Source organism: Providencia sp. PROV141 (assembly GCF_028481645.1).
GTDB lineage: Bacteria > Pseudomonadota > Gammaproteobacteria > Enterobacterales > Enterobacteriaceae > Providencia > Providencia rettgeri.
Window position 1 is genome coordinate 114,207 of the sequence record NZ_JAMPPR010000008.1, and the last position, 13,353, is coordinate 127,559.

At 38.6% G+C, this 13,353-nt stretch carries 17 protein-coding genes; 7 read left to right on the forward strand and 10 right to left on the reverse strand.

All coding sequences use genetic code 11. The annotated features are described in order from the left end of the window. Positions 1 to 38: 38 nt before the first annotated feature. From PSF09_RS06875 to PSF09_RS06885, 3 genes are all read right to left on the reverse strand, one after another. Entirely contained in the window at positions 39 to 761 is a 723-nt protein-coding gene (locus PSF09_RS06875; protein ID WP_109912194.1) for an amino acid ABC transporter ATP-binding protein, read from the reverse strand. Then, positions 748 to 1,512, reverse strand: a complete 765-nt coding sequence (locus tag PSF09_RS06880) for an amino acid ABC transporter permease (protein WP_102140354.1) — start codon at positions 1,510 to 1,512, stop codon at positions 748 to 750. The genes PSF09_RS06875 and PSF09_RS06880 overlap by 14 nt, the downstream gene beginning before the upstream one ends. A 66-nt stretch (positions 1,513 to 1,578) precedes the next feature. After that, positions 1,579 to 2,346, reverse strand: a complete 768-nt coding sequence (locus PSF09_RS06885) for a basic amino acid ABC transporter substrate-binding protein (protein WP_371031681.1) — start codon at positions 2,344 to 2,346, stop codon at positions 1,579 to 1,581. A gap of 295 nt (positions 2,347 to 2,641) precedes the next feature. Here PSF09_RS06885 and PSF09_RS06890 point away from each other — a divergent pair, with 295 nt between their 5' ends. From PSF09_RS06890 to PSF09_RS06915, 6 genes are all read left to right on the forward strand, one after another. Beyond that, a complete protein-coding gene (locus PSF09_RS06890) occupies positions 2,642 to 3,556 on the forward strand; it encodes an AEC family transporter (protein WP_272664925.1) in 915 nt (304 codons plus the stop codon). A gap of 93 nt (positions 3,557 to 3,649) precedes the next feature. Further along, a complete protein-coding gene (locus tag PSF09_RS06895; protein ID WP_371031718.1) occupies positions 3,650 to 5,110 on the forward strand; it encodes an AMP nucleosidase in 1,461 nt (486 codons plus the stop codon). Then, the gene (locus tag PSF09_RS06900) at positions 5,091 to 5,654 is read left to right on the forward strand and encodes a GNAT family N-acetyltransferase (RefSeq protein WP_210838820.1); all 564 of its coding nucleotides are present in this window, start codon (positions 5,091 to 5,093) and stop codon (positions 5,652 to 5,654) included. The genes PSF09_RS06895 and PSF09_RS06900 overlap by 20 nt, the downstream gene beginning before the upstream one ends. A 30-nt stretch (positions 5,655 to 5,684) precedes the next feature. Beyond that, positions 5,685 to 6,107 (forward strand): helix-turn-helix domain-containing protein, encoded by a 423-nt coding sequence (locus PSF09_RS06905; protein ID WP_210838818.1) that lies wholly within the window; start codon positions 5,685 to 5,687, stop codon positions 6,105 to 6,107. A 105-nt stretch (positions 6,108 to 6,212) separates the two neighbouring features. Continuing rightward, positions 6,213 to 7,172 carry an acetyl-CoA carboxylase carboxyl transferase subunit alpha gene (gene accA / locus PSF09_RS06910; RefSeq protein ID WP_210838816.1) on the forward strand — a complete coding sequence of 320 codons (960 nt, stop codon included), beginning with the start codon at positions 6,213 to 6,215 and terminating at the stop codon, positions 7,170 to 7,172. A gap of 45 nt (positions 7,173 to 7,217) precedes the next feature. Further along, on the forward strand, positions 7,218 to 8,108 hold the full coding sequence (locus tag PSF09_RS06915) for a LysR family transcriptional regulator (RefSeq protein ID WP_272683660.1): 891 nt from the start codon (positions 7,218 to 7,220) through the stop codon (positions 8,106 to 8,108). Here PSF09_RS06915 and PSF09_RS06920 read toward each other — a convergent pair whose 3' ends face one another. The 6 genes from PSF09_RS06920 to PSF09_RS06945 form a co-directional block, all read right to left on the reverse strand. Next, positions 8,109 to 8,567: an RES family NAD+ phosphorylase gene (locus PSF09_RS06920; RefSeq protein WP_196718396.1), complete on the reverse strand. Its 459-nt coding sequence runs from the start codon at positions 8,565 to 8,567 to the stop codon at positions 8,109 to 8,111. Beyond that, a complete protein-coding gene (gene parS, locus PSF09_RS06925; protein ID WP_004910826.1) occupies positions 8,564 to 9,025 on the reverse strand; it encodes a type II RES/Xre toxin-antitoxin system antitoxin in 462 nt (153 codons plus the stop codon). The genes PSF09_RS06920 and parS overlap by 4 nt, the downstream gene beginning before the upstream one ends. A gap of 88 nt (positions 9,026 to 9,113) precedes the next feature. After that, the gene (locus tag PSF09_RS06930; RefSeq protein ID WP_272664922.1) at positions 9,114 to 9,581 is read right to left on the reverse strand and encodes a DUF1456 family protein; all 468 of its coding nucleotides are present in this window, start codon (positions 9,579 to 9,581) and stop codon (positions 9,114 to 9,116) included. Positions 9,582 to 9,772: 191 nt separating this feature from the next. Further along, complete coding sequence (locus tag PSF09_RS06935; protein WP_272683661.1) at positions 9,773 to 10,087, reverse strand: AzlD domain-containing protein; 315 nt, start codon at positions 10,085 to 10,087, stop codon at positions 9,773 to 9,775. Further along, on the reverse strand, positions 10,084 to 10,785 hold the full coding sequence (locus tag PSF09_RS06940; RefSeq protein WP_272664921.1) for an AzlC family ABC transporter permease: 702 nt from the start codon (positions 10,783 to 10,785) through the stop codon (positions 10,084 to 10,086). The genes PSF09_RS06935 and PSF09_RS06940 overlap by 4 nt, the downstream gene beginning before the upstream one ends. A 58-nt stretch (positions 10,786 to 10,843) precedes the next feature. Then, positions 10,844 to 11,698, reverse strand: a complete 855-nt coding sequence (locus PSF09_RS06945; protein ID WP_272664920.1) for an AraC family transcriptional regulator — start codon at positions 11,696 to 11,698, stop codon at positions 10,844 to 10,846. Positions 11,699 to 12,183: 485 nt separating this feature from the next. Between PSF09_RS06945 and leuE the strand changes: the two genes are divergently transcribed. After that, complete coding sequence (leuE, locus tag PSF09_RS06950) at positions 12,184 to 12,825, forward strand: leucine efflux protein LeuE (RefSeq protein WP_272664919.1); 642 nt, start codon at positions 12,184 to 12,186, stop codon at positions 12,823 to 12,825. A 46-nt stretch (positions 12,826 to 12,871) separates the two neighbouring features. Here leuE and PSF09_RS06955 read toward each other — a convergent pair whose 3' ends face one another. After that, positions 12,872 to 13,330 carry a GNAT family N-acetyltransferase gene (locus PSF09_RS06955; RefSeq protein WP_272664918.1) on the reverse strand — a complete coding sequence of 153 codons (459 nt, stop codon included), beginning with the start codon at positions 13,328 to 13,330 and terminating at the stop codon, positions 12,872 to 12,874. Positions 13,331 to 13,353: the final 23 nt, after the last annotated feature.

Sequence of the window (13,353 nt, forward strand, 5' to 3'; positions counted from 1 at the left end):
CAGAAAAACCTGCTTAGATTGCTAAGCAGGTAAAAAAATTAAAGTACTTTACTTAAAAACTCCGCAGTTCGTGGGTTTTTAGGTGCAGTAAAGAGTTGTTCTGGTGTACCTTCTTCTTGAATTATGCCTTGGTCAATAAACATAACGCGGTCAGCAACTTCACGCGCAAATCCCATTTCATGGGTGACGATAACCATCGTCATACCTTCATTCGCAAGGGTTTTCATCACAGAAAGTACTTCCCCAACTAATTCAGGGTCAAGTGCCGATGTCGGTTCATCAAATAACAAAATGGACGGTTGCATTGCTAAGGCCCGGGCAATAGCAACACGTTGTTGCTGACCACCGGATAAACTGGCTGGCCATGCATCAATTTTATCTAACAGTCCCACCTTGGTTAGGAGCTGTTCAGCTTGTTTAAGCGCCAGTTCCTTTTTTATTCCTTTCACTAAGGTTGGTGCCATCATTAAATTTTCTAGCACGGTCATATGAGGGAATAAGTTAAAACGCTGAAACACCATCCCCACATTTTCTCTCATTTTATTTAAATCGGTTTTAGGGTCATGAACGTTAAAACCGTTAACTTGTATTTCACCGCCATCTGGGCGCTCTAGTGCGTTTAAACACCGCAAGAAGGTACTTTTTCCTGAGCCAGAAGGGCCAATGACACAAATCACTTCTTGAGGTTTAACTTCGCAAGAAATACCTCTAAGTACATGAGCATCGCCAAATTTCTTTTGTAAATTATTAACGTAAATCACTTCTGCCCAACCTTCTTTCCATATATTGCACCAACTGAGCAAGTATAAATGTCAGCATCCAATAAATCACAGATATCGTTAAGTAGGGTTCCCAATAAGTTGCATAAGCACCGGATACCGTTCTCGCTGCATAGGCGAGATCAGCTAAGCCAATTGCGGAAGCAAGGGAGGAATCCTTAACAATCGCGATGGCGTTATTTCCAAGCGGGGGAAGGATACGACGAAAAGCTTGCGGAAGGATCACTTTACGCATTGTTTTTGCCCAACTCATACCAAGCGCACGCGAGGCTTCCATCTGCCCTTTGTCAATAGATTGAATGCCCGCACGAAAAATTTCAGAAACATAAGCCCCTGAGTTCAAAGTGATTGCAATGACACAAGATAAAAATGCACCGTAATCGGACCGGAGCATTTTAGCCGTATCAACAGACATAATCCCTGAGGTAACAAATAAGCCATCACGCGGGTTAATAAATAGTGGAACTAAGGCAAAGTGAACAACCATTATTTGAACAAATAGCGGAGTACCACGAAAAGCACTGACATAGAAGCGAACAGGCCACTGTACAAAATAATGTAAAATAGGTTTCCAAATTCCTTGCTCAGCTTTGGCAGTTCTTCCTAAGCCGAGAGTTAACCCCCATAATGAGCCTAAAATAACGCAAATGATGGTTGCTTTTATCGTCATCATTGCGCCTTCAGCAAATAACGGAGCATATTCTTCAATTATTTCCCAACGAAACGCAGACATCTTAATATTTCACCCTGATTTATAACGTGAAAAAGCCATCCAAGGATGGCCTTAAGTTAGATTAAATTATTGTTTTGGTAATTGAGGAACATTTTCATCAAACCATTTCTGGTAAATTTTATTGTAAGTACCGTCTGCAATAATTTTATCTAAGCCATTATTTATTTTTTGCTGTAATTCGCTATTTCCTTTTGCGACAGCAATACCAAAATATTGTTTTTCGAAGTGGTTATCGTAGATCAGTTTGAATTTTTTCTCGGGGTGCGTTTTTATGTAATATTTAATCACACCAACATCACCAACAGCTGCATCAATACCATCTTCAAATAGCTCTTGTAATAAAAGCGGAGTATTGTCGAAACGTTTAATTGATGTGCTGTTTTTTCCGATTACATCAGAAACAACAATGTCACCTGTGCTGGAGTTTACGACGCCTACATTCAGGTCTTTTAAGCTATTTAAATCTTTTACATCAGATGTTTCGCTGATAACGATCGCTTGCTCAGCTGGGAAATAGGGATTAGAAAAATCAACCATATTTTTGCGCTTATCGGTAATTGTAATCCCCGAAATTAAAATATCTCTATCACCTGACGATAAAGTCGCAAAAATCCCTTCCCAAGGAGTATTGACAAGTTTAACGTCAAAACCTTCTGCTTCCGCGATGGCTTTAATGATATCAATATCAAAGCCTTCGAGTTGTTTTTGGCTATTTTCATATTCGAATGGACGGTAAGTTCCACCAGCACCAACCGTATAGCTTTCTTTTGCGTAAACATTCCCGGCGAAGGCTGCCAATGACATACAGCCAGCAAAAACTAATTTTTTAAACATATCAACCTCTTTAATTATGCATTTATAGTGAATAAAAATACATAATATTGCTGTGGTAAGCAAATGATTTTTATATGCCTAAGTGAGATAATTTTAGGGTTCAGTTTTTGTGTGGAAAAAATATTTATTTAAATATAAACAAGAGATAATCGATTAAATCTTGATTGATGCAAAAATGAATAGGAGAAAAGCCAAATATTGAAATAGAGCTTTTTTTACCTATCTGTCACAAAAACTTAACGATAGACTGATTAATATACTTAATTAATACTTCGATAAAACAGATGACGTTCTCATGGATAAGATTTTATTAGTTTTATGGCCATTATTTGCTCTGATTGCAATGGGATTTGTATTACGTCGTTCGACAATAGTTACCACAGATTTTTGGCCGAGTGTTGAAAAGTTAAATTATTTTATTTTATTCCCGGCATTATTAATTAACAGTTTAGCAACAGCACCATTGGATAACCCTAAATTACCCTATTTAGCGAGCGCCATTTTGTGTGTTTTAGCGATGAGTTCCGCGTTAGTTCTCGGTTGTAAATATTTATTCAAAATACCTATCCCACGATTTGGTGCTCACATCCAAGGAATTACGCGTTTTAATACTTATTTAGGGTTGGCCATTGTTGCAGATTTATTTGGTAAAGAAGGCATTGCTATCGCTGCAGTCATTATGGCTGTTTTAGTACCAAGCTGTAATGTCATCGCTGTACTTTCATTATCTTCTGGGCAACAAGTCTCCGTTAGGCAAATTTTATTACCGATCATAAAAAATCCATTAATCATTTCTTGTGTTGTTGGGGTGTTATTAAATATATCGCCTGTCGGGTTACCGTTTGGCTCCGATCAATTTTTAAAATTACTCGCAGCCGCTAGCTTACCGTTAGGCCTAATCTGTATTGGAGCCGCATTACAAACCTCAACGCTGAGAAATGAATTTAAACCCATCATGACATCGACATTATTACGCTTACTTCTTATGCCTATTTTAGCGGTAATAGTGGCGGGTTTATTTTCATTGCCAAACCTTGAAACAACCTTATTAGTGCTATTTTTTGCTATTCCCACTGCACCAACCGCTTATATTTTAACGCGCCAGTTAAATGGAGATAGTCAGTTAATGGCCGGTATAATTACCTTACAAACCGTGGTTGCTGTGTTCACATTACCCATTGTTTTATCTTTTGTAGTACATTTATCGTGAGTACATTAATCTCGATATATTTTGCAACTATCACACTGATACTCTATGTTATCGGAGATGATTTTATCTGATGATAAGGAGTTGTGTGTGTCTTTGGAAAAATGCCAGAAATATGAAAACTTATCTATTGAAGATGTTTTGGATAAACTTTCGTTGTTATATAGCAATGCGATAGACTCATTAAGGGACGCTATTGCTATTTATGTAAAAGAAGGCCGCATACCAGATATTACAGAAAGGGAAAATGGGTTATTCGCTTACCCCGAGCTATGTGTAACATGGGAAGGAAAAGTCGATCATTGTGAAAAAACACGTGCTTATGCACGCTTTGTTAAACGAGGTGATTACACCATTACGGTGACTCAACCAGAGTTATTTCGTGCTTATTTAGTTGAACAGCTGTCTATTTTGCAACAAGATTATGATGTTACTTTTGCTGTTCGCCCTTCAAAAATTGAAATTCCTTATCCTTTTGTCATTGATGGCTCAGACTTAATGTTGGATAGGAGTATGAGCAGTAATTTAGCTGCACATTTTCCTATAACCGATTTATCTCACATTAGTGATGATATTACCGATGGCTTGTATTCTGCTACGGATGAAATGCCACTGTCTCATTTTGATGCATTACGTGTGGATTTTTCATTAGCGCGTTTGAAGCATTATACCGGAACCCCACCTGAACATGTTCAACCTTATATTTTATTCACCAATTATAACCGTTATGTTGATGAGTTCGTGAATTGGGCATGTGAACAGGTACGTGATCCTGAAAGTCGTTATATCGCATTATCTTGTGTAGGGCATAATTATTTAATCGCTGAGAATGCAGACCCACAAATTGCCATTTCTGATTTAACATGGAAAAAATTTCAAATGCCTGCATATCATCTAATCGCTAGGGATGGTGCAGGGATTACTTTAGTGAATATCGGTGTTGGGCCTTCAAATGCAAAGAATATTTGCGACCATTTAGCGGTTTTACGACCACATGCTTGGTTGATGATAGGCCATTGTGGTGGATTAAGAGAAAGCCAAAAAATTGGTGATTATGTTTTGGCACATGCTTATTTGCGTGATGACCATATTCTTGATGATGTATTACCGCCAGATATTCCTATTCCAAGTATTGCAGAAGTCCAACGCGCGTTATATGACGCAACGAAACAAGTTAGTAATATGCCTGGGGAGTTGGTAAAACAGCGACTACGAACAGGAACCGTTGTTACAACAGATGATAGAAACTGGGAATTACGCTTTTTTGCAACGGCTCGCCGTTTTAGTTTAAGTCGCGCTGTTGCAGTGGATATGGAAAGTGCCACAATCGCAGCACAAGGTTATCGTTTCAGGGTTCCCTACGGTACGCTTTTATGTGTTTCGGATAAACCTTTGCATGGTGAGATTAAATTACCGGGCCAAGCAAACAGTTTTTATGAAGGTGCAATTTCTGAACACTTACAAATAGGTATTCGTGCTATTGATTTATTGAGGCAAGAAGGGGATAAATTACATTCAAGGAAATTAAGAACGTTTGATGAACCCCCATTTAGATAGCAAGGAGATGCAATCAATGGCTGTAATACCTGAACTTGAGACAGACAGATTAATATTAAATAAACACCAAGTGAGTGATTTTCCTGCACTTGCGAAGTTATGGGCGACCGAGTCGATGGTTCGCTACATTGGCGGTATGCCATCTAGCGAGCGCGAGTCATGGATGAGAATGTTAGCTTATGGTGGCTTATGGCCATTATTAGGCTTTGGTTATTGGGCTGTCCGCGAAAAAGTAAGTGGCCAATATATTGGTGATTTGGGGTTTGCGGATTTTCATCGCATGGTCGAACCCCAAGTTAAAGGCATTCCGGAAGCGGGCTGGGTCATTGCACCTGAATACCAAGGAAAAGGCTATGCAACAGAAGCGATGCAGGCTGCATTGTCTTGGCTGGTAAAAGAAAATAAGTTTCAGCAATCTATTTGCTTTATTGAGCCGAGGAATTTGGCATCTTTACGCGTGGCTGAAAAGTTGGGTTACGTAGTTGATCGTGAAATTTTTATGAACGGCACAATTACGGTATTATTACGGCAACAACTAGCTTGAGTTGTGAATGTTAGAGCGGGTTATTATTTCATGCATGATGAACTGGATATTTCTCAAGTTAGCCAATTATCAGGTTTAGCGGCATCAACCTTACGTTATTATGAAGAAAGAGGGTTGATTAAACCGATAGGCCGTAAGGGGCTAAAACGGGTTTATCATGGGAAAGATGTTATGACCCGCTTATCTTTAATTGCATTAGGGCAGGAAGCTAAATTTTCACTCGACGAAATTGCTATCATGCTCAATCATAAGGATGGCCCTAATATTGAACGTGGGAGCTTACTCGAAAAAGCCGAGGAGATTGAACAAACCATACAGGGGTTATCTGCATTAAAAAAAGGTATTTTGCACATTGCGAATTGCCCTGAAAAAAACCACTTTTTATGCCCTAATTTTCAAAAAATCATGGAAAATAGTTTAAAATCAAATCAATTGAAGAAAAATCAGCGCTAAATAACTATCCCACTTTTGGTAATAATCAATCCTATTTTTAGGCATGGAATGGGATTGATTCTCTGGTTACACTCCTAAGATTGCAGTTACCATTTTAGGAACGATATGACTCACCATTTTCTTGCATTTGAGAAACCCATTGTTGAACTCAATGACAAAATTGAAGCGCTTATTGCCTTCAAACAGAAAGGGCACCCTTCAGAAATTAAATTAGAGGAAGAAATCCAGCTCTTGAAAAAAAAGAGTCATTCTCTGACAAAAACGATATTTGCATCTCTTGGGGCATGGGAAATTGTTCAATTAGCAAGGCATCCATTAAGGCCTTATCCTCTTGATTATATTTCATTAATATTTACTGAATTTCAAGAATTAGCCGGTGACCGTGCTTTTGCTGATGATAAGGCGCTGGTGGGAGGGCTTGCTCGTTTGGATGGTAGGCCGGTTATGGTGCTGGGGCAACAAAAAGGGCGTACAACAAAAGAGAAAGTTATGCGTAATTTTGGTATGCCATCGCCAGAAGGCTACCGCAAAGCACTCCGTTTAATGAAAATGGCGGAACGTTTCCACCTACCTGTATTGGTATTTATTGATTCTGCGGGAGCTTATCCTGGCGTTGGTGCTGAAGAGCGCGGACAAGCAGAAGCCATTGCACGCAATATTATCGAAATGTCGCGCTTAAAAACGCCCATTATTTGTGTCATTACAGGTGAAGGATGTTCTGGTGGTGCGTTAGGTATTGGTGTGGGGGATCGTATTAATATGTTGGAATACAGTACTTATGCAGCGATATCCCCGGAAGGTTGTGCCTCTATTTTATGGAAAGATTCCCAAAAGGCACAAATAGCAGCGGAAGTGATGGGAATGACTGCTCCACGGTTAAAAGAGCTAGGCATTATCGATACCATTATTTCAGAGCCTTTGGGTGGAGCTCATCGTGACTATCAGTTAGCTGCAGAACAATTAAAACAACAATTACTCACTGATTTAAATGAGTTAATTCAATTAGACATGGAAGTATTGCTAGCAGAGCGGTATCAAAAAATAATGGATTTTGGATACTGCTAATGCTATTAGTTCAGATTAATAGAGAGTGAACTGTAGGGATTAGAAATGGCTGTTGACCTGAACTTATTGAAAGTATTTATTGCTGTTGCGACACAAGGAAATTTTGTCAATGCGGCAAAATTACTTTCAATGCCAACATCGAATGTGAGCCGTTATATTAAACAGTTGGAGCAACAACTTAACAGCCAGTTAATTGAACGAACAACCCGGCAAATGCGGCTAACTGAAACGGGAAATATTTTATTTGAGCAAAGCCAAAAGCTAGTTAGTGAATTAGAGCAGGTTGTGCTGCAAATTTGTCATCCACAACAACTTACCGGAACGTTACGGCTAACTATCCCCAGTGAATTTGGTAGTCTACTATTCGCGGATTTATTAGCGAAGTTTGCATTATTACACCCACAATTAAATATTCACTGTGATACACAATTAATGCCTCAAGATGTTATTAGTGATGATATTGATTTATTACTCACATTTCATCGTGGTCACCTTGAGGACAGTAGCTATCACTCACGTTTAATCAAATCATGGCAAAGTGTTGTAGTTGCCGCTCCCCAATTAATTGAACAAGTAGGAAAACCGCGTTCATTTATGGAATTAGCTAATATGCCGTGTATTTCAAGCTTGAGTGCATTGCAGGGGCAACCATGGATATTTATTGATTCAGAGGGGTTACAGCAAAAAGTGATAGTTAACAGTAACTATCGCGTAAATAGTGGCATTCTAGCTCACGCTGCCGCAATGAGCGGCGTTGGTTATGCCATCTTGGCATTAGAAGGGTGTGCCGAACAGATTACACAGAATAAATTAGTACAAATAGAATTCGATGAGGTATCACCAGCCCCAATAGAACTGAGCGCGGTTTATGCGAGCCGTAGTGCATTATCACCGAAAATAGACACTTTTTTACAGTATTTGTTAGCAAATACTTAACTATGCTAAGCGTGGGTCAACACTAAAATCCAGCGGTTTAACGGTATGTATAGCTTTTTGAAATTGCGGATGCAACGGGTTGATAATTGCATTGTATTCGTAGGGAATAATACAAGAGGGAATTAACAATACTAAGCTATCTTGGTTATTTAGCCATGTAGTACCAATATCCATGGTAGAGGTTGGTGCTGGGTCTTGCTGCCAATCTGTTGGAAGGTGGTCTAACGACAATTTCATTACGTATCTGTCATTGATATCGATGGACAGCAAGCTGAACTGGTTTAACAGTAAGTCTTGATTGATGTGAACGAGTATTTCAAGGGTGGCTAATGAAATACTCGTTGAAGTATAAACAGCGGGAGTTCCTTTATGATTCCAACGCCCGCCGTAGAGCATGGCTCCTTGGCCTGACCATGCATCATGTACAAAACTGGATTTAACCAATCGATACAAAATCATGAAAACACACCATGCTCAATGCGGCCAATCAAATCAATCACCTCAATGGCTCCACTTTCTGTCGCAATAAGCTCAATAGGGCGTAAATGGCCTAACCCTTTAACTGGGTGATTAAGCCAATCACCTGCTGCATGTTTATCTCCATTAAATAAACGCACTGCCGCATCGAACACGCGTACTAGACGAGCAATTCGTTCGCTTTCATCAGCATTAAGGGGTTGGCCTGCATTTTTGCGACGAGCAATATTGCGTTCATTAATACCGGATATCCGTAATAATTCAGTTTTGCTCATTCCTGACCATTCCTGGATATTGTCTAAAACAGAGACAGACAGCCCTTGGCGTAAGAAGTGGGTCAATTCAATACCACGCTCAGCGGGTAACCCTACATGGCGCCATAGTGGTTTAAAAGATGAAGCAGTCGGTTGAAGTGGGGTTGTGGGGATATAGTTTCTCATTTGAATCTCCTGACATTTGTCATCTTCATTATAGACAAATGTCAGAAAAATGCAAAATAAACGAACAAAAAACAAACAGAAGAAATGGTTATTTATCACCACGTAGACGAATTGTCAGGCCTTTTAGGAAGTAACGCAGTAATTGGTCTCCACATTCGCGATAGTTTTTATGTCCAGGCTTACGGAAAACAGCGTTAAGCTCAGGTTTGGATACGCGAAAATCAACAAGCTGATAGATTTCAATCATATCTGTATCTTTTAATTCAAAAGCCACACGTAATTTTTTGAGCATAATATTGTTATTAATGCGGCTATCAACGTCAGGTGCGGGATGATTTTCATCTTTACCACGGCGGTGATAGATTAAACCATTCAGAAAATGCCCCATTACATTGTCATTGCACTCAACATATTCAGGCTCATTGTCTTTTTTTAACCAAGTCACCATTTCTTCTTTTGTAACAGCCAAATCTGCGAGTTTTACGATTTTAACCATTTGGGCATCGCTTAAATCCAACATATAGCGAACACTACGTAAAACATAATTATTAAGCATGGTATTGTATTATCCATTATCTATAAAAGTTAATTGGCTATTTATTGAGTAAGTAAGGCCAATAAAGTATTCACTATGACAATCAATGACAGGGTGAAATTGAAAAGGAATGTATTTTGAGAGGGCCATATTATGAGGGATTAACCAAGATAAAGCAAAGCGTTGAACGATGCTTTATCTTGAATATTAAGTTAACCGATAAAATAAATAAGGGAATAGAAAAATACTAAGGTAAGACCGACAGTTAACAGCATATTTTTCAATACTGAGGCAACAATGACACAGAATAACGCCCCCCATAAATAAGGATTATCTGGGAAGGAGCGTAGATCATGGTTTTCTAATAGGATAACAGGGGCACAAATTGCAGTTAGCAAGCAAGGTGCTGAGTACCCTAGTGCTTGGCGAAGCACGAGGGGAAGACGTATTGGCAACTGTGGTATTAGGAAAATATAACGTAGAGTAAAAACAACCGCTGTTAAGGTAATAATTAAAAGCCAAATCATTTTTCCTCCTTCAATAAACGTGAAACGGCCACTGACACAAACATCCCACCCACACCAGCGATAACAATAGCACTACTGAAGGAGTACATTGAAAGTACGATAGCGACAACGAGTGAAAAAATAACACCACAAAGCGTACTTATTTTTCTTGTTAGTGGAACGACGATTGCAAGTAAAGTTGCAACCACAGAAAAATCGAGATGTAAGCGACTCAAATCGCCCACAATATTGGCCATCGCAATCCCACAAAGGCTGGTGATTAACCAAACCAGATAAAAACTAAACCCAGCACCAAAGAGATAGGGAAAACTTAAGCTTTGCCGTTTAGCTGCGCTAATCGCAAACAATTCATCTGTTAATAAAAAGCCGATACTAAGACGTTGAGGCGTTGTAAAGTCCTTAACTTGGGGGCGTAATGTCAGCCCATAAAGTAAGTGTTGGGAAGTGATAAAAAAAACAGAAATAACAATCGTGATATAGCCTGCACCTGAGTTAAGTAATCCAAGAGTGACTAACTGTGCTGCGCCTGCAAATACCATCGCAGACATCGCCACACTTTGCCAGAAATCGAGACCAGTTTCGACCGCCATTGAGCCTGCTAATACCCCCCATGGAATAACCGCAAGGTTAAGAGGAGCGGTATGAACAGCTCCTGTCATCATTGCTTTTTGCCATTGATTACTTTGTTGTGATGCCATTTAAACTAACCTTGTTGTAATTATGAACACTTTTATAATTTGATTGATTTTAAAGAGATTAAATATTAGTAGATAGAATAAAATTGCTCTTTTCACCGATCCGATGCCGAATAAAATTCCCAGGGGTAACTCCAAGGGCTTGTTTAAAATGCCGAGTGAAATGACTCTGGTCGGAAAAACCACATTGGTTTGATACTTCTGCGGGTGAATTTCCTGCTAATAACAGTTTTTTTGCCTTATGTAAGCGGGCTTGTACTAAGAATGCGTGCGGTGTAATTCCTGTATGCAATTTGAACTGTCGTAGAAAGTGCCATTGGCTAAAACCTGATATTTCAGCTAATTGGCTTAATGAATGTTCTTGTTCGCAGGTGTTTATGAGCAAATCACAAATTTGTTCTATGCGTTTCTTTGCGGGTGTTATTTCTGTTAATTCAACTTTAGTACGGTTGTAACGTAAGGTCAGCCAACTTAAAGAGGATAACAACAAGGTTTCTTTGAAAAGGGTATTACCTGGCTGAGGTAATAGACTAAACAATAAGCGGAGTTGGGCGCTAAGCCCTGCATCCTGTATCACCGCAATAGGAAACCAGGGTACTAGCCCTTGGTGTTCTGTTGTTAAACCTTGTGTGAGTTGGGTAAAAAGTTCTGGAGTAGGGTAAATAGCCTGATAAGACCAGCCATTTTCCATTGCTGATGAGCCTGTGTGAATTTCATCGGCATTAACTAAAATTATATCCCCTTTAGGGGCGTAGTGGTTTTCGCCAGTACGGAAAAATTGTTGTGCGCCTTCTTCGATAACACCAATGCAAAACCCTTCATGACTATGGCGAGAAAATTTTTGTTGATGATAACGAGCTTTGATCATTTCAAGGCCATTGAGTTCCTCTAGATGAAAATAGTTAGCGCTTTCCATGGAATTCCTAAAATAATAGTTATTAATAACCCAATATTTTTTAATAAAATGTTAAAAGAAAATAATCTTAGCTTGCTATTAAATGGGGTGTTTTAATTTCATGCAGTTTTTATCCAACGTTACTTTTAAATAGCACCGACGTTTATGTTATAACGCGAAATCTCACTCAAATCACTATTACTATTTCATTTGTTTTTGTGGTGTTAAATTCTTAATTATCGAAAAATATTAGCATTAATTACTGCTTTGTTCGGTGTTTGTAGTCTGCTTCTGATTAAGCTGATTGATATGGTTTATTATTCCAATTTTACGTGTTGATTCATTCATATAAAACCAGTTTATTTTAATTTATTGAAATTATATTTTGTATTTACATTATTCATTGGTGATATCTTTTATAGGGTAAATAAAGTCTGTATCATAATAGATATAAAGAAACGATGTGAATTTTTTGTTATAACTTTTATTGAGTTAGCGGGTTTCCTATGCTTGAAAATCTCGGTATTACAAACTTATGGACTTATCTTATCGGTGTTATTTTTATTACACTGGTACCAGGCCCTAATTCTTTATTTGTTTTAACTAGCAGTGCGAAATATGGTGTGAAAAATGGTTATAAAGCGGCATTAGGTGTCTTTACAGGAGATGCTATGCTCATTTTTCTATCATTTTTAGGGGTTGCATCTTTAGTGAAAACATCGCCTATCTTTTTTAGTGTTATAAAATACGCAGGGGCGGCTTATTTATTTTATTTAGGGATTAAAACCTTATATAGCGTATTGCATAAGAAAGAAAATACAGGTGATGTTGATTCAATTACTTTAGAAACCAAGAGTACCTATAAAAAAGCCGTTTTTTTAAGTTTACTAAATCCTAAAATGATCATTTTTTATGTTTCATTTTTTATCCAATTTATTGACCCAGCTTATCCAAGCGCGGGTGTGCCATTTTTTATTCTTGGCGCCATTTTAGAAGTCTGTAGCATGATTTATTTATCACTATTGATTTTTGGCGCGGTTGCCGTAACGAATATGGTTAAACATAATAAAAAACTATCTAAATTCTCTAATAGCTGTATTGGCGCTGTATTCTTGATGTTTGGAGCAAAACTGGCACTAACCGCATAATAGTTTTATCAGAAATAGCCGGCCCATGCGCTGGCTATTTTTACCACTAACGTTTCATTACGGTTACCCACTCACCATTCACTAACCTCTGTTCAGCGTCTTCCCAGCCCATTTGGCGATATAGTGCTTGCATATCTGGCGTGTATAAATACAAAGGGGCAATGTTGAATCTATGGTAATACTGGTAAAGTTGTTCAATCAGTTTTGTGCCAATTTTTCTCCCACGAGCAGATGGGATCGTGAGAACTTCGCCTAACCACCACTGAGCACCTGAAACGTCTGGAAGCTCATGCAAAATAATGCTTGCACAGGCAAGTAATTGCCCATGTTCATCAACAAAGCATGACAATATTTGAGGGTTATCTATGTGGCTACGGTTAAATAATCGTTCTTTTATAATGGAAATGTCAGACCACGGCGTTAATGTTGCCCATTCTTGGTGTAATGCAGAGCTGATTTGATCAATTAATTGTGTATCTTGCTGCTGGACAATAACAAATTGCATTTTTAATCATTCCTTGCAATTAA

Excerpts from the sequence above, each read along its gene's own strand:
- PSF09_RS06880 (WP_102140354.1), bottom strand. The coding sequence starts at position 1,512 with ATGTCTGCGTTTCGTTGGGAAATAATTGAAGAATATGCTCCGTTATTT.
- PSF09_RS06885 (WP_371031681.1), bottom strand. The coding sequence starts at position 2,346 with ATGTTTAAAAAATTAGTTTTTGCTGGCTGTATGTCATTGGCAGCCTTC.
- PSF09_RS06890 (WP_272664925.1), top strand. The coding sequence starts at position 2,642 with ATGGATAAGATTTTATTAGTTTTATGGCCATTATTTGCTCTGATTGCA.
- PSF09_RS06900 (WP_210838820.1), top strand. The coding sequence starts at position 5,091 with ATGAACCCCCATTTAGATAGCAAGGAGATGCAATCAATGGCTGTAATA.
- PSF09_RS06905 (WP_210838818.1), top strand. The coding sequence starts at position 5,685 with ATGCATGATGAACTGGATATTTCTCAAGTTAGCCAATTATCAGGTTTA.
- accA (WP_210838816.1), top strand. The coding sequence starts at position 6,213 with ATGACTCACCATTTTCTTGCATTTGAGAAACCCATTGTTGAACTCAAT.
- PSF09_RS06915 (WP_272683660.1), top strand. The coding sequence starts at position 7,218 with ATGGCTGTTGACCTGAACTTATTGAAAGTATTTATTGCTGTTGCGACA.
- PSF09_RS06920 (WP_196718396.1), bottom strand. The coding sequence starts at position 8,567 with ATGATTTTGTATCGATTGGTTAAATCCAGTTTTGTACATGATGCATGG.
- parS (WP_004910826.1), bottom strand. The coding sequence starts at position 9,025 with ATGAGAAACTATATCCCCACAACCCCACTTCAACCGACTGCTTCATCT.
- PSF09_RS06930 (WP_272664922.1), bottom strand. The coding sequence starts at position 9,581 with ATGCTTAATAATTATGTTTTACGTAGTGTTCGCTATATGTTGGATTTA.
- PSF09_RS06935 (WP_272683661.1), bottom strand. The coding sequence starts at position 10,087 with ATGATTTGGCTTTTAATTATTACCTTAACAGCGGTTGTTTTTACTCTA.
- PSF09_RS06940 (WP_272664921.1), bottom strand. The coding sequence starts at position 10,785 with ATGGCATCACAACAAAGTAATCAATGGCAAAAAGCAATGATGACAGGA.
- PSF09_RS06945 (WP_272664920.1), bottom strand. The coding sequence starts at position 11,698 with ATGGAAAGCGCTAACTATTTTCATCTAGAGGAACTCAATGGCCTTGAA.
- leuE (WP_272664919.1), top strand. The coding sequence starts at position 12,184 with ATGCTTGAAAATCTCGGTATTACAAACTTATGGACTTATCTTATCGGT.
- PSF09_RS06955 (WP_272664918.1), bottom strand. The coding sequence starts at position 13,330 with ATGCAATTTGTTATTGTCCAGCAGCAAGATACACAATTAATTGATCAA.